The organism is Microbispora amethystogenes (assembly GCF_016863015.1).
Lineage (GTDB): Bacteria > Actinomycetota > Actinomycetes > Streptosporangiales > Streptosporangiaceae > Microbispora > Microbispora amethystogenes.
The window spans coordinates 82247-96677 of sequence record NZ_BOOB01000001.1 but is presented as its reverse complement, the minus strand read 5'-3'; the positions used below and the strand labels follow the sequence as shown (position 1 = coordinate 96677).

The following is a 14431-nucleotide window of genomic DNA, read 5'->3' as shown; positions in this document are numbered from 1 at the left end:
GACACCGACACGAGGAGCCGGAAATGAACGAGAGAGACCTACGCACGTTGCTTGTCAGAGCCACCGAGGATCGGCCCGCGGGCATCGACCTCATGCCGGCGATCGCCCCCCGGCCGAGGCGGATCCTGGTGCCGTCACTCGTCGCGCTGGGGGCCGCCGCACTGGTGACCGTGATCGTCACGGCGCTGCCCGCGGGTCAGGTCTCGGCGCAGGCCCAGGTTGCCGCGGCTCTCCGCACCACCAGTGGTGAGAGCTTCCGCGTCCACGTCGAGTCGGACGGCAGGAGATGGGACGGCGCCTTCGATCCCGTCCGGCGGACCGGGGTCATCGCGGAGGCCGGAGATCCGTCCGAGACCCGCTTCGTCGGCGACCTGATGTACCAGAAGCCGGCCGGCGCCGCGAAGTGGGAGGCGCTGCCGCGCGTCGACGAGAGACTGCGGAACGCGCCGCCGACGGCCGCCCTGGTCAAGCTCGCCCCGCAGGACCCGCAGGCGGCCCTCGAGCGGCTGCGTGCGGCCACCGACGTACGCGAGGACGGCGCGGCGTCCGGCCCCGGGTGGAGCGGGCGGCGGTTCGTCTTCACGCTGACGGACGAATCCGGCTCAGGCGAGGCGAAGTTCCGGTCTTCGGCGCTTTCCGGCCGGGTGGACGTGGACGACGAGGGCAGGGTGCGCCGGCTGGAGTTCGACTTCCCGGAGGGCGGCCACCGGCTCGTCATGGACATCGCCGGCTTCGGCACCCCGGTGAGCGTCACCGCCCCACCCGCCGGCGAGGTGGTGCCCGGGCCGGTGGACGCCTCCGGCGGGGCCAAGAGTGAGCCCGCCCCTGATCTCAAGGGTCGGGACGCGAAGCCGGCCGCAGCGAAGTCCTGATCAGGCGGTTCCCGGGCCGGGGCGGCGCCGCCCCGGCCCGGGCCCGCGAGGCGGCGTGACCGCGACGGCCTCCGCCACTCGTCAGGGAAGGGTGACGAACCACCTCAGAAACTCCCTGGCGGAGGAGGTGTCGAGACGGTAGTCGATGTTCGTCGACCTGCAGGCGTCGTCCACTCCGCTGATCGTCGTGGCCACGAGCAGATCGGAGTCGGCGGCGCCGAGGAAGTTCGGGCCGCCGGAGTCGCCGAAGCAGGTCCCGCCGTCCCCGCGCTCCGAGTCCGGCGTCAGCTTGAGCAGGTCGGCGCCGAGGCGCTCGAACGAGATGGACGTCCGGTTACGCGTGTCGTTGTAGGTGAACCGCCATCCGTGCTTCTTCCTGGTGGGGGTCAGCGCGCCGTAGCCGACCGGGGTGAACCGGGTCGACCGCAACGTGCCGTCGTCCCGCATCCGGTCGAGCAGGCCCGGGGCGGGCAGTCTGGCCGGCTTGATCCCGGGGACCGCGGCGGGGAAGACGACGACCGCCATGTCATGGAGATGGTGCCCGCGCGTGTACCTCGGGTCGCGGACGAAGCGGCCGGTGAAGACCTTGACCCCGGGCTCGTAGCGGTCGGCGAAGGAGACCCGCGCCGTCCGCTGCCCCGAACCGCCGCAGTGGGCGGCGGTGAGGAAGACGGTCGGGGAGATCAGCGTGCCGGAGCAGTACGCCCACGTGCCGTCGCTCTCCGGCGCGTCGCCGATGAGGGCTCCCACCTGCGGGTGATCGTTGCGATCCACCGAGCCATTGGTGATGGCCGACGCGGGGGAGGCGACTCCGGCGATCATGCCAACAAGAATCATGACAAATGGGACGAAACGCATAGGCAAATGTACCCCGGTTATGCGCTTTGCCCGGGAACCTGGAGAAAGATCTACCGGCCGTGTGTCCGGACGGGCGCGTAGGCGAAGGCGGGGAAAAGTCCGCTCGGCCGTCCCCATCGGCGGGCCGCCCGGACCTGCCTCGTCGACGCGGCGGCGGTGTCCGCGCCGGCGACCCGCACGAGGCGGGTGGTCGCGTACGCCCAGGCAGGCGGCGAAGACGGCGGTCACGGCAACCTCCGGAATCGGCGCGGCTTCGGACGGCGATCCGCGGTAACGGCCGGGACGGGAACGGAGCACGCGCCGGCTCCGGCAGGTGTGATCACCACCAACCCCGCGCAATTCCCCGTGACGGTTTCGCCCGTCGCGCAAAGCGGTCGTGAGCCCTGAGGAACGGCAGGGCCACACACCAGGGGAAGGTGCGTTTTCTGATGCGGAAAGGCGTTGTTTGCGGCTTGATGGGTGACTGTGCCGTTTGTTACCCCTAGCGTGAGAACCAGGGTCTGGATCCAGGGTTCGATGGATCGAATCGCGCTCCGTGCGGCCGGGGTTCCCGGTGACATCACGGAGTCGACGGAGTGATACCTATGCTCAGAGAAGCACTGGCCGCCGCCACGCTCGCCGTGTCGGCTCTCGCCGCCCCGGTGGCGCTGCAGGCGCAGTCCGCCAACGCCGCCGGCATCACCGCCAAGTCCGTGCGGGCTCCGGCGCAGCCCTGCCCCGGAGGCAGGTGCCGTGGACGGGAGCGCCACCGATACGGCCAGTACGGCCGTACCGGGCAGGTCCGGGAGCGGGAACGTATGCGGGAGGAGACGCGCGGACGCGAGCGGATGCGGCAGGAGATTCGTGGCCGCGAGCGGATTCCGGTCCGGGAAGAGCGCGGACGCGAGCGCTTCCGGGAGGAGACACGCGGACGCGAACGGATCCCGATCCGGGAAGAGCGCGGACGCGAGCGCATGCGCCAGGAGATCCGCGGCGGCGAACGCATGCGGGAGGAACGCGGACGCGAACGCTTCCGGGAGGAGACACGCGGCCGCGGCGCGGAGCGCGAGCGCACCCGCGAGCGCGAGCGGGGCCGGGAGGAGTTCGGACGGTGACGACGGCTCGCGGTAACAGCCACAAGAGCAGGGAGAGACAGAAAGCGACATCCGCAAGGACCGGATAGCCCACGCCCATCGAACCCGCCGGACCCACGGCCCCTCGAGGCAGCCGCCTCGCGGGGCTCTCCCGTTCTCCGGGCCGGGCGGCGCTCAGCTCCCGACCGGCTTCAGGAAGCCCTCCAGAGCCACCGCGCCCTTCCCGTAGCGGTCGTCGAGTTCCCGTCCCAGCTCCGGCGTGGCGACGTATACCCCCACGCTGACGTGGTTGCCGATGGTGTCCACGGACAGGGTCAGGAACCGCCTGCTCTCCATCTCTCCCTCCAGCTCACGCTGGATCGCGCGGAGGTCCGACTCGGTCCGCTCGGCGCCGCTCACGCACAGCGCGCCGCCCCAGACCTCGCGGATCCAGCGCTCGCGCCCCGCGAGATCCCCCGTGAACATGAGGTTCAGCACATACCGCGTGGGGTCGTTGCCGATCTTCTCGATGGTCCGGACGTCATGGGAGTCGACTCCGTCCATGTAGTGCTGGTCGAGCCACCCGCCGGCGAACTCGTCGGCGGACGCCGCGCGGTCCATCGCCGCCCGCATGGCCTCCTCGGTCGCCTTCGCCCGGTCCACCGGCCGCCAGCCGCCCGCGGGTTCCGGACACGGACTGGTCATATCGGTCCCCGATACGCCGTCTCCCGACGTACGGGCTTCGCGGGGTGGTTCGGTGAGTGTGAGCCGGGAGCCGTCCCAGGTGCCGACGACCCGGTAGTCCCCCCAGGTGACGCCACCGGACGACTCGGCTCTGACCGCCTTCCAGTCCCAGCCCACGATGTCCGCTCCGCCGCACTGGGGAGGATAGGACTCCTGGACCGAGGCGCACAGCTGCGGCCCGTGCTTCCCGTTCTGCAGCACGGTCCCCGTCGCCGTGTAGCGGGTGTCGGCGGCGGGAGCCGCGACGTCCGGCGGCGACCCGCAGCCGGAGGCGGCGAGCGGGACGACGAGGAGGACGGCCAGGAGGCCACGCGCGGCGCTTGGCAGGAAGCGGCTCATGCCGGATAGACGAAACGATGCCTCCGCCGGTTCACCGCCGGTTCGCCGGGCGCTCCCCCAGCCGGCCCGCGGCGTAACGGCTGGCAGGACGGGTCACGGAGACAGGCACCGGGGGACGATCTCACCCGCCCTCGGCCCATCAAACGGCACATGACCGTAATTCACCCCTTGACACCACAAAACGGACCGAAAAAACTCGGAGACCGTGCCCCACCCCCCACAGCGGCGCGTGGACCACCACGACGCCGCGAAGGAGCCCGCATGAGGCGTCTGTTCGCCGTTGTCGCGTTGCTCGCCGGCTTCCTGCTGGTGCCCGCGTCTTCGGACGCCGCCCTCGGCAACGTGGCGCCCTGGGCCACCGCGACCGCCTCCTACACCTCCCCCTGGGAGAGCGTCGCCGCGATCAACGACGGCATCGACCCGCCGCGCTCGAACGACCTCCGGAACCGCCGCTGGGGCACCTGGCCGCAGGCGGGCGAACAGTGGGCCCTGCTGACCTGGCCCTCCGCCCAGACGATCTCCTCGGCGCAGGTCTACTTCTTCGACGACGGAGGCGGCGTCCGGGAGCCGGTCTCCTGGAGGCTGCAGAGCTGGGACGGCGCCGCCTACGCCGACATCCCCGCCGCCTACCCCGTCGCCGTGGACGGCTACGTCACCGCCTCGTTCCCGGCCGTCACCACCACCCGGCTGCGGATCGTGCTGGAGAGCGGACGGGCCGCGGTCGGGCTCCTGGAGGTCAAGGCGTTCGCCGACACCGCCGCCGCGCCGAGCGGCTGGAACCCGCCCGCCGCCCTGGTCACCCCGCTCGACGAGGTCTGGCGGCACACCGAGTCCGGCGACCGCGACCCGTACGGCTTCCGCAACTTCGGCTGGGACCAGATCATGGCCAACGGCGGATCGATCAACTACTGCGTCCGCTGGGACTCCCCCGCCCCCGTGTCGGCGGAGTTGCGCGACCGCGTCCACGCCGCGCTGGCCAGGTCGTTCGGCAAGTGGATGAACGTGATGGCCGGTCACGACGGCTGGCCGTACGCCGAGGTGCCGGTCAAGGTGGTCGGCTGGGCGGTCCGCGACCGCGCCACCCTGCAGTGGGACGACGACTCGGTCGACGTGTACGTCGGCGACATGCGGGAGAACGCGCCGCAGTGCGCGGAGCCGTGCGGCCGCTTCTTCAACCAGTCGGGCGCCTATCCCGGCTGTCCCGGCGGCGCCTCCCACCACTACGACATGTCCCTGTGGCTCACGGCGGGCATGGACGGCGGTGCGGGAGGCGACTGGGGCCAGCGCATCGGCAGCGAGTATCTCGTGGACAACCTCGGCAGCGACGACATCCACATCCTGCTCCACGAGATCGGGCACGGTTTCGGCCTCGACGACTTCTACGACTGGACGCCCACCGGCCAGTGCTGCTTCCTCATGAAGGCGGGCACCGCCACCTCCATCACCGAGTTCGACGCGTGGATGCTCCGTGACCTCTGGCGCCACCTGAAGAGCCGCTACGGCTACTGACTCCCGCTTCCGGTACGACCCTGTCACCTCTCGCGACTACCGAACGTCATAGGTGTGTGACGGAAAGTATCGGGAAAGGAGTGCGCGATGCACGCGCAGCGACAGGAGGTGAGCCTGTGACGTCCCTGCTTCACCTGGACTCCAGCGCCAGCGACCACGGCGACTCGGTCACCAGGCAGTTGACGGCGCTCTACGCCGACACCTGGCGGTGTCTGCACGGGAGCGCGGGTTACCGGTACCGCGACCTCGCCGCCGAACCGGTCCCGCTGGTGTCCCCGGCCTTCGTCTCCCTCGGCATCCGGGTGGAGAGACGGGGCACGGTCGCGCTGCCGGAGGTGGCGGAGCTGACCGAGGGCCCGGCCGAGGAGCGCGAGTGGGCGCTGACCCTGCCGCTGATCGCGGAGATGCGCGCCGCGGAGACGGTGCTGGTCGGCGTCCCGATGTACAACTACTCGGTGCCCGCGTCCCTCAAGGCCTGGATCGACCGGGTGACCTTCCCGGGGGCGTTCCTCGACCCCCGCACGGGAGACCACCTTCTCCGCAGGACGAACGTGGTGGTGGTCACCGCCCGCGGCGGGAGCTACGCCCCGGGCACGCCACGGGAGGACTTCGACTTCCAGACGCCCTACCTGAGGGCCTACTTCACCGATCTGGGGGTGGCCCCGGAGAACCTGTGCTTCGTCAGCGCGGAGATGACCCGGGCCTCCGACGTGCCCGCCCTGGCCCGCTTCAAGCCCCTGGCGGCCGATTCGCTGGCCGCGGCGCGGAGCGCCGTGTCCGGCCTCGCGGGCCGGGCGGCCCGCAGCGGGGCGGCGGCCCGTACGCGGTGAGGCGCCGGCCGCGCGGCGGCCTGTCGTGAGAGGCGGTGTCCGCCCACCCGCGGACACCGCCCGCAGGGCCGCGCGTGTCACCTTTCCGCGGTGCGGTTCGTCTTAGGGACGAGGAGTGTGACCACGACCCGGCTGGAGGCCGTTTTCACCATTGTCGTCCGGCGTCCCTGCCGCGTCCGTCGCCGGCCGAGCCGGGCCGGAGGAGGAAGATCCGGCATCCTGTAAACACATTGTCAGGATGTCTCACTTTTCCGCGCCCGGCGAACGGACAATTACGCCCCCGGGCCGGGTATTTCAATTTGTCATGCCGCCGTCGCGCGGTTCGCCGGCATGAGCCCGGCAATTCTTCTGTCGCGTTTTCCGGCGGTGATTCAGGATGGACCGCCCGGCGATAAGTGCGGCTACCGGCCGGGCGGTCCATCCGCTCAGGTGAGCGGCTGTCGCCGCTCCACCGCCACCCGGTAACGGTGCGTGATGGTCGCGAGTTCGGCGGTCTTGTCGTGGCCGGGGCGACCGGCGATGCCGCGCTCCGCGCCGTCCATGTTCCGGTTGGCGAGGATGATGGCGGTCGTGGCGGGGCGCCTGGCGGCTTCGTACCGCAGCAGGGCGGTGGCCACGTCGTCGCCCTCCGCGAGCTCGGCGGCGAGCGTGGCGGCGTCGATGACGGCCTGCGAGGCGCCGTTGGCGCCGATCGGATACATCAGGTGGGCGGCGTCGCCGAGCAGCGTCACCCGGCCCTCTCCCCAGTGCGGGAGGGGGTCGCGGTCGACCATCGGGTAGCGCAGGATGCGGGGGCTGCGGGCGAGCATCTCGGGCAGGTGGAGCCCGTCGAAGTCCCAGTCGGCGAGGTGGGGCAGCACCTCCTCGATCCGGACCGGACGGCTCCAGCCCGCGTCGCCGGACAGGCTCTTCGACGGGGCCGCGACCAGGCAGACCCAGTTCACCAGCGCCTTGCCGCGCTCCGCGTGGCGCCGGGAGACCGGATAGGCGATCAGCCGGGTGGCCTGCTCGTCGTTGGCCAGGATCATCGTCCGCCCGTCGAGGAAGTCGTCCATCTCGGACAGGCCACGCCACATGTCGACCCCCGCGGGGGACAGCGGGACGCGGTCGGGATGAAGCTGGGCCCTCACCGCGGAGCGCAGCCCGTCGGCGCCGACCAGCGCGGCGGCCTCGATCTCGACCGCTCCCCCGCTCTCGTCGTGCGCGAGGACGCGGACGCCCGAGGGGGTCTGGTGGAAGCAGATGACGCGGAGCCCGGTACGCACCGCTCCGGGGCCGAGCCGGTCCCGTACGGCCGCGAGCAGCAGCATCTGCAGCTCGCCGCGGTGGATGGAGTACTGGGGGTGCTCGTGGCCGGCGTCGACGCCCCGGGGCTCGGTCCACAGGGTGGCGCCCTTGTGGTCGAGGTAGCGGTGCTCCCGGGTGCGGATGCCGGTGGCCGCCAGCGTCTCGCCGAGCCCGAGCTCGGTCAGGATGCCGATCGCGGCCGGCTGGATGTTGATTCCCACTCCGAGCGGCGCGAGTTCGGGCGCGGCCTCGAGCACGACCGCGTCGATCCCCTTGGCGTGCAGGGCGAGCGCGGCGGCCAGCCCTCCTATCCCCGCGCCAGCGATCACGATGTCGGCGGTGTTGGCGGTCGTCATGGCGTCGCGCTCCCTTGGCCGGGGGTGGCTACTCTTCGTCACCTTCGGGTGGGCGGTGCGGTCTGGGCCGGGCCCCGGACACGGCCCGCTCTGGGGGATGCGCGGGCGACGTCCGTCCGCCGATGCCGAGAGGCGGACGGAGTGTGTCGCATCGGGGCCCGGACCCGCTTGTGGGTTGCCGCGGACTGGCTGGTCAGGTCAGGCGTGATGGACGGAGATGACCTTGTAGGGCTGCGGAGCAGCCTTGGCGATCTCCGCCGTCCGCTTCGCGATGGCCTGCGCCTCGGGGTCGCCCATGGTCGCCTTGATGTCGTCGACACTGCGCCACTGGGCGAGGTTCACGACGCGGCTGCCGTCCGCGCTGGCGAGAATGTTCACCGAGATGAAGCCGGGCCGGTGCTGCATGACCTTCTCGGTGCCCTCGTTCAGAATGGCGATTAGTTCCTGCTGCTTCGAGGGGTCGACATCGAAGACGTTGATGAAGGTGGCGACTTGGTCGTCGACGCGAATCACGGTCTCAGTCATGACTTCATCGTATCCGACTAAGAACCATTAGAGTCAAGCGTCTTTGTTAAACAATCGCGGGCCTCGAACACGAGAACGCCTCACCGAATATGTCGTCCGCGGAGCAGGAAATGCCGCTTATCTCAAGCGGACGCGGAAGGTCCGGACGGCCCTCCCGGCCGTCCGGACGCTCAGATGTGGGCGCGGGGCACGCCCCCGCGCGGGCTCAGGCCGGCGTCAGCGAGGGACTGGCCTGCAGGTCGAATCCCTCGTATCCCGCCTCCGCCACCTCGCTCAGCTTGGCCCGGTACGACCCCAGGCCCGCGAAGTAGAACATGACCGTGTTCTTCTTGCCGGGGATGTTGGCGCCGAAGATCCACGAGGCGACCTTGGGGAAGAGCGTGTACGCCGCGAGTTCCCGGCAGGTCTCGGTCCAGGCGTCCTCGGCGCTCGCGGTGGCCTCGACCACGGTCGTGCCGTTCTCCTCCGCCGTGCGGATCAGGCCGGCGATCCACTCGACCTGGGTCTCGATGCCCGGCGGGAGGTTGCTGAAGGCGCTGTTCGGCCCGAGGACCATGAACAGGTTGGGGAAGCCGTTGGTGGCGACACCGAGGTAGCCGGTGGGGCCGTCCTCCCAGTGCTCCCGGATCGTCACGCCGCCCCGGCCGCGGATGTCCATCCGCTTGTAGCTGCCGTCCACGGCGTCGAAGCCCGTCGCGAAGACCAGGACGTCGAGTTCGTGCTCCACGCCGTCCTCGGTGCGCACCCCCCTGGGGGTGATCTCCCTGATCGGGTTCTCCTTGACGCTGACCAGCGTGACGTTGGGGCGGTTGAAGTTCTCGTAGTAGTCGGGGTTGCAGATGGGGCGCTTGGCGTAGAGGTCGGTCGGCGTCAGCTTGCGCGCCGTCTCCGGGTCCTTCACGATCTCCCGGATCTTCGACCGGATGAACTCCGCGGCGGCCTCGTTGGCCGCCGGATCGGTCGCGATGTCGGAGAACGTGCCGAACATGAAGCGGAAGCCGTTCCCCTTGTCCCAGTACTCCTGGAACACGCGCCGGCGCTCCTCCTCGGAGACGCTCATCGCGGGGACGTCGCTCTCCTCGAACCCGCAGGCGACGCGGGAGCCGCGCACCTGGTCCCAGATGCGGTCGTAGTCCGCCCGCACCTCCGCGACGTACTCCTCGGTGACCGGGCCGTGGCCGGACGGGACGCAGTACTGCGCCGAACGCTGGAACACCGTCAGATGCTCGGCCACCTTGGCGGCGGCGCAGACGAACTGGGTGCCGGTGGAGCCCGTGCCGACGACGCCGACGCGCTTGCCGTCGATGGTCAGGTCGTCGGGCCAGGCGCCGGTGTGGACGATCCTGCCCTGGAAGCGCTCGCGGCCCTCGATGTCGGGGATGTTCGCCGTCGACAGCGGGCCGAGCGCGGTGACGACGTACCGCGTGGTGAAGGTCTCGCCGGTGTCGGTGCCGATCGTCCAGACACCGCGGGACTCGTCGAACACCGCGCTCTCGACGCCGGTGTTGAGCTGGATGTGCTCGCCCAGCCCGTGCTTGGCGACGACCGCCTCCAGGTAGGCGAGGAGCTCACGCTGCGGGGTGTACTTGGTGGTCCAGTTCCACTCCTGGAGCATCTCCTTGTCGAAGGAGTAGCGGTAGACGAAGCCCTCGACGTCCGACATGGCGCCGGGGTAGCGGTTCCAGTACCACGTGCCGCCCACGCCCCCGGCGCGGTCGAAGGCCCGCGCCCGCAGGCCGAGCTCGTTGCGGAGCTTGTGCAGCGTGTAGATGCCGGCGAAGCCGGCGCCGACGACGATCGCGTCGAAGTCGGTCGTGCTCGGATCGGTCGTACTCGCACCGGTCGCCAGAGGGCCGGTCGTTATCGAGTCGGTCAAGGTCGCACTCCTTCGTGTTTCCTGTCCCTGTGGGGAGGGGGTCACGGCTGCAGCCGTGAGATGTGCCAACCGGAGGGATCCCGGTCGTAACGCAGCCGCCGGTGCAGCCGGTCGGCGTCCGCCGACCAGAACTCCACGGCGGCGGGCTCCAGGCGGTATCCGGCGAACCGCGCCGGGCGGGGCAGGGGGGTCGCGTACGACGCGAGGCGCTCGGCCTCCGCCCTCAGCCCGGCGACGTCCTCCAGCGGTTCGCTCTGCCGCGAGACCGCCGACATCGCGTGCAGCGGCACCGGCCGCGCGTTCCACAGCCGTTCCGCCTCGGGCTCGGGCAGCATGACCACGGGACCGGAGAAGATCAGCTGCTGCGCGGTCTCGCGCCAGTAGAGCAGGCCCGACCCCCAGCCGGTCTCGGCGATCTCCCGGCCCTTCCGGCTGGTGCTGTGGCTGGTGAAGACCAGGCCCCGGTCGGAGACGTCGATGACGGCGACCATGCGGGAGGAGGCGCGGCCGCCGCGGTCGGCGGTCGCGAGGGAGAGGGCGAGCGGCTCGCGCACCCCCTCCTCGACCGCCGAGGCGATCCACTGCCGCGCCAGGTCCATCGGCTCGGCCGGGGGCATGTCGTACTCGGGGAACGCCGGGTCGATGGCGCCGGTCAGACTCTCGAACCTGCTGCTCACTGTCGCCTCCGGGCGGTGTGGGGGTACGGGCGGCCCTGGCCGCGTGCGATGACGGGGTGCGGACCGGCCGGCCGGGCCGGCCGGTCCGCCGGTGGGTGCTCGCCGTTCAGGCGTAGATCACGCCGCGGGCGACGGTCACGGCCGAACCGCCGACCCGTACGGACGTGACGGCTTCCGGGGCGCCGTCGGCGCGGGCCCGCATCAGCGAGGGACGGCCCATCTCGACGCCCTGGTGGATGTCGATCCACCGCCCGAACCCGATCCGCCCGTGCCGGGCGAGGTGGACGGCCAGCGGGCCGGCCGCCGACCCCGTGGCGGCGTCCTCGGCCACGCCGTAGGCGGGCGAGAACATCCGGCTCCGCCAGGTCGGGCCGGAACCGGCGAAGCAGTTGGTCGCCATGTCGGGGAAGGCGGCCAGCGCGCGCTGGTCGGGGTCGACCCGGGACAGCGCGGCGATGCTCTCCAGCCCGACGAAGACGTGCCGGGGACCGTTGTGGTAGATCACGACGGGCAGCGTGGAGGAGGTCAGGCCGAGCGCGGCGAGGAGTTCTCCGGCACGGTCGAACTCCGTCCAGGTCGGGACGGGCTGCCCCATCTCCGCGGCGACGACCCTCCCGTCCACCCGCTCCAGGTCGAAGGCGATGACTCCCATCGCCGTCTCCAGCCGGAGCCGGTCCTCCCTGCGTCCCTCGCCCAGCGCGATGGCGGTGCCGAGGAGCGGATGCCCGGCGAAGGGCAGCTCGTTCACCGGCGTGAAGATGCGGATGCGGGCGTCGCCCCCCTGCCGGGGCGGGAGGACGAAGGTCACCTCCGAGAGGTTCATCTCCCTGGCGATGCGCTGCATGCGCTCGCCGGAGAGGTCCTCGGCCTCGAAGAAGACCGCGACCGGGTTGCCCTGCAGCGGCGTGTCGGTGAACGCGTCGACGACCACGTACGGACGCGCGCCTTCCAGCACGGAGTGGCCGGTCATCGTCATGACAGCAGGCCTTCCATCAGAGAGCCCAGGATGCGGGGGCCGTTCTCGGTGAGCACCGACTCGGCGTGGAACTGGATCGAGGCGAAACGGGGGCCGCGCAGCGCGTGCACCTCGCCGGTCACCGGATCACGGCAGATCTCCACCGTGCCGAGGCCGTCGATCTCGGCGTGGTCCGCCTCGGCGCGCGCGGCGAACGTGTTGTAGAACCCGACGCGCTCCCGCGCGCCGAAGAGGCTGATCTCCTTCTGCAGCCCCTGGTTGGGCACGTCGCGGCGCTGCAACGGGAACCCGAGCCGGGTGGAGAGGACCTGGTGGCTCAGGCAGACGGCGAGGAACGGGCGCCGCCCGGACAGGAGCGCGTCCGCGGCGGCCCCCAGGTAAGCGATCTTGGGGTGGGCGGCGTCGCGGGGGTCGCCGGGGCCGGGCCCCAGCACCACGAGGTCGTACCCGTCCAGCGACGGCGTCTCGTCGTGGCGGCGCACGGTGACCGCCATGCCCAGGCTGCGCATCTGGTGGTCCAGCATCGAGGTGAAGGTGTCCTCGGCGTCGATCACCAGTGCCCGCACCCCGGCCAGCCGCGGCAGGGCGGCCGTGCCGCCGCCGCGCCTGCCCAGCCAGAAGCCGGCGATGTTCGCGTTGCGCCGCTCCAGCGCCTCGCGGACCTCCGGGCGGGTCCTGAGCCGGCCGCTGTCGCCGGTGTCGAGCGCCGCGAGCAGCCCGGCGGTCTTCGCCCGGGTCTCCGCCACCTCCGACATCGGGTCCGAATGGCGTACGAGCGTGGCGCCGACGCCGATGCGCGCCCGGCCGGTGTGGTCGATGTCGGCGGTCCGGATGAGGATGGAGGAGTCGAGGGTCTGCCGGCCCGCCTCGTCGCGCCCGATCAGGGCGACGACTCCGCTGTAGTAGCCCCGGCCGTGCGGCTCGTGCCGGTCGATCACCCGGCAGGCGTTCTCCACCGGGCTGCCGGTCACGGTCGGGGCGAACATGGTCTCGCGGAGGATGTCGCGCACGTCCCAGCCGGTGTCGCCCTCGATGAAGTACTCGGTGTGCGCGAGCCGCGCCATCTCCTTGAGCCGCGGGCCCGTCACGCGGACGCCCGGCTCGCAGATCCGCGTCATCATCTTGAGTTCCTCGTCGAGGACCATGTAGAGCTCGTCGGACTCCTTGCGGTCGGCGAGGAAGTCCATCACCCCGTCCAGGGAGGGGCCGGACGCCGGATACCGGTACGTGCCGCTGATCGGGTTCATGGTCGCGACGCCGTCCCGCAGCGTCACGTGCCGTTCCGGGGTGGCGCCCACGAACGTCCGCTCGCCGGTGTGGACCACGAAGGTCCAGTACGCGCCCGACTCGACCTCCAGCAGGCGCCGGAAGAACGCGAGGGCGGAGCGGGGCGTGTAGTTCCCGATGTCGGCGACGAAGGACCGCTTGATGACGAAGTTCGCGCCCTCCCCCTCGCCGATCGCCTCCTTGACGACCCTGCGGACGATCTCGGCGTAGTCGTCGTCGTCCACGTCGAAGTGCCCGCCGGAGACCGCGAAGGGCAGGTCGGGGATCTGTTCCAAGGCCTCGCCTACCGGCAGGACGCCCTGCCGGGTCACCGTCATCGCGATGAGCGGGGCGCCGTCGTCGGCGCAGGCGAAGCCCCGCTCGCGGACCTGCCGGTAGGGAACGACGACGAGCGCGTGGTGGCGGTTTGCCGCCTCCGGCTCCTCCTGTCCGGGCAGCGGGATGTCCCCGAGTTCGCTCAGGTGGGCGACCTCGCCGACGAGGACGTCCAGCAGGCCCGGCCCGTTCGCCTCGGGCCGGTGCAGCAGCGCGAAGGCCGGCGCCCGGAGGTCCAGCACGGCGTCGAGCAGGCCGCCTCCCCCGGTGCCGGTGTCACTCCGCGGGCCGCTCACGAGAAGACCTCCTTGGCCGTCAGGACGACCGCGCACCTCTCGGCCGCGTACTCGACGGCCATGCGGTGGTAGTCGGCGGTGAAGTCGGCGACGGCGTCGGCGACCAGGAAGGTCTGCAGGTCGTTGGTGAAGGCGTCGACCGCCGTCATCAACACCCCGACGTGGGCGTACACCCCGCAGACCACGAGCTGGTCGCGGCCGGCCCGCCGCATGCGCTCCAGCAGGTCGGACCGGAAGAACGCGCTGTAGCGCAGCTTGGTGAACATCCAGTCGCCGGGGGCGGGGGCGAGCTCGTCGACGACGAGCCGGTCCTCGGGGGCGCGGCGCATGCCGGGCCCCCAGAAGTCCTTGAGCAGTCCGCGCTGCTCCTCGCTCATGTCGCCGGGCTGCGCGGTGTAGCCGACGGGAACGCCGAGCGCCGCGCTCCGGTCCCGCAGCAGCGCGACGTTCCGTACGAGTTCGTGCCTGGTCGAGTCGGCGAACGGCCGGACGAAGTAGCGCTGCATGTCGTGGATCAGGAGCACGGCACGAGCGGGGTCGGGCGTCCATCCGGCGGCGTTGGGAGGCAGGTCGCCCGCCGCCGGAAAGGGGTAGGCCGGGATTGCGGGTATGCCGGACATGGAAGTCCTTTC

13 protein-coding genes are annotated in these 14431 nt (G+C 71.3%); 4 read left to right on the top strand and 9 right to left on the bottom strand.

Going from position 1 to position 14431, the window contains the following annotated elements; translation table 11 throughout:
• Nucleotides 1-23: 23 nt before the first annotated feature.
• On the top strand, nt 24-872 hold the full coding sequence (locus Mam01_RS00440) for a hypothetical protein (protein WP_204283258.1): 849 nt from the start codon (nt 24-26) through the stop codon (nt 870-872).
• 81 nt (nt 873-953) lie between these two features.
• Here the strand turns inward: Mam01_RS00440 and Mam01_RS00435 are convergent, their stop codons facing one another.
• A complete protein-coding gene (locus Mam01_RS00435; RefSeq protein ID WP_204283257.1) occupies nt 954-1694 on the bottom strand; it encodes a trypsin-like serine protease in 741 nt (246 codons plus the stop codon).
• A gap of 620 nt (nt 1695-2314) precedes the next feature.
• Here Mam01_RS00435 and Mam01_RS00430 point away from each other — a divergent pair.
• Entirely contained in the window at nt 2315-2824 is a 510-nt protein-coding gene (locus Mam01_RS00430; protein ID WP_204283255.1) for a hypothetical protein, read from the top strand.
• A 153-nt stretch (nt 2825-2977) separates the two neighbouring features.
• On the opposite strand, the gene Mam01_RS00425 is transcribed toward Mam01_RS00430, so the two are convergent.
• Nucleotides 2978-3865, bottom strand: coding sequence for a hypothetical protein (locus Mam01_RS00425; RefSeq protein ID WP_204283253.1), 888 nt, complete (start codon nt 3863-3865; stop codon nt 2978-2980).
• A gap of 261 nt (nt 3866-4126) precedes the next feature.
• Between Mam01_RS00425 and Mam01_RS00420 the strand changes: the two genes are divergently transcribed.
• The gene (locus Mam01_RS00420; RefSeq protein ID WP_204283251.1) at nt 4127-5374 is read left to right on the top strand and encodes a hypothetical protein; all 1248 of its coding nucleotides are present in this window, start codon (nt 4127-4129) and stop codon (nt 5372-5374) included.
• A gap of 116 nt (nt 5375-5490) precedes the next feature.
• Nucleotides 5491-6204, top strand: coding sequence for an FMN-dependent NADH-azoreductase (locus tag Mam01_RS00415; protein WP_204283249.1), 714 nt, complete (start codon nt 5491-5493; stop codon nt 6202-6204).
• Between the two features lie 425 nt (nt 6205-6629).
• On the opposite strand, the gene Mam01_RS00410 is transcribed toward Mam01_RS00415, so the two are convergent.
• The 7 genes from Mam01_RS00410 to Mam01_RS00380 all read right to left on the bottom strand — a co-directional run bounded on the left by Mam01_RS00410 (nt 6630) and on the right by Mam01_RS00380 (nt 14419).
• Nucleotides 6630-7847 (bottom strand): FAD-dependent monooxygenase, encoded by a 1218-nt coding sequence (locus Mam01_RS00410; RefSeq protein WP_204283247.1) that lies wholly within the window; start codon nt 7845-7847, stop codon nt 6630-6632.
• 198 nt (nt 7848-8045) lie between these two features.
• Nucleotides 8046-8372, bottom strand: coding sequence for an antibiotic biosynthesis monooxygenase family protein (locus Mam01_RS00405; protein WP_204283245.1), 327 nt, complete (start codon nt 8370-8372; stop codon nt 8046-8048).
• A gap of 205 nt (nt 8373-8577) precedes the next feature.
• On the bottom strand, nt 8578-10248 hold the full coding sequence (locus Mam01_RS00400) for a flavin-containing monooxygenase (protein ID WP_239100910.1): 1671 nt from the start codon (nt 10246-10248) through the stop codon (nt 8578-8580).
• 41 nt (nt 10249-10289) lie between these two features.
• Entirely contained in the window at nt 10290-10925 is a 636-nt protein-coding gene (gene phzG, locus Mam01_RS00395; protein ID WP_204283243.1) for a phenazine biosynthesis FMN-dependent oxidase PhzG, read from the bottom strand.
• 106 nt (nt 10926-11031) lie between these two features.
• Nucleotides 11032-11901 (bottom strand): PhzF family phenazine biosynthesis protein, encoded by an 870-nt coding sequence (locus Mam01_RS00390; RefSeq protein WP_275408871.1) that lies wholly within the window; start codon nt 11899-11901, stop codon nt 11032-11034.
• Complete coding sequence (locus Mam01_RS00385; protein WP_239100909.1) at nt 11898-13799, bottom strand: anthranilate synthase family protein; 1902 nt, start codon at nt 13797-13799, stop codon at nt 11898-11900. The genes Mam01_RS00390 and Mam01_RS00385 overlap by 4 nt, the downstream gene beginning before the upstream one ends.
• Nucleotides 13796-14419 (bottom strand): isochorismatase family protein, encoded by a 624-nt coding sequence (locus Mam01_RS00380; protein WP_204283242.1) that lies wholly within the window; start codon nt 14417-14419, stop codon nt 13796-13798. The genes Mam01_RS00385 and Mam01_RS00380 overlap by 4 nt, the downstream gene beginning before the upstream one ends.
• Nucleotides 14420-14431 lie beyond the last annotated feature (12 nt).

Coding starts and splice junctions, on each gene's coding strand:
- Mam01_RS00440 (WP_204283258.1), top strand. CDS start 24: ATGAACGAGAGAGACCTACGCACGTTGCTTGTCAGAGCCACCGAGGAT.
- Mam01_RS00435 (WP_204283257.1), bottom strand. CDS start 1,694: ATGATCGCCGGAGTCGCCTCCCCCGCGTCGGCCATCACCAATGGCTCG.
- Mam01_RS00430 (WP_204283255.1), top strand. CDS start 2,315: ATGCTCAGAGAAGCACTGGCCGCCGCCACGCTCGCCGTGTCGGCTCTC.
- Mam01_RS00425 (WP_204283253.1), bottom strand. CDS start 3,865: ATGAGCCGCTTCCTGCCAAGCGCCGCGCGTGGCCTCCTGGCCGTCCTC.
- Mam01_RS00420 (WP_204283251.1), top strand. CDS start 4,127: ATGAGGCGTCTGTTCGCCGTTGTCGCGTTGCTCGCCGGCTTCCTGCTG.
- Mam01_RS00410 (WP_204283247.1), bottom strand. CDS start 7,847: ATGACGACCGCCAACACCGCCGACATCGTGATCGCTGGCGCGGGGATA.
- Mam01_RS00405 (WP_204283245.1), bottom strand. CDS start 8,372: ATGACTGAGACCGTGATTCGCGTCGACGACCAAGTCGCCACCTTCATC.
- Mam01_RS00390 (WP_275408871.1), bottom strand. CDS start 11,901: ATGACGATGACCGGCCACTCCGTGCTGGAAGGCGCGCGTCCGTACGTG.
- Mam01_RS00380 (WP_204283242.1), bottom strand. CDS start 14,419: ATGTCCGGCATACCCGCAATCCCGGCCTACCCCTTTCCGGCGGCGGGC.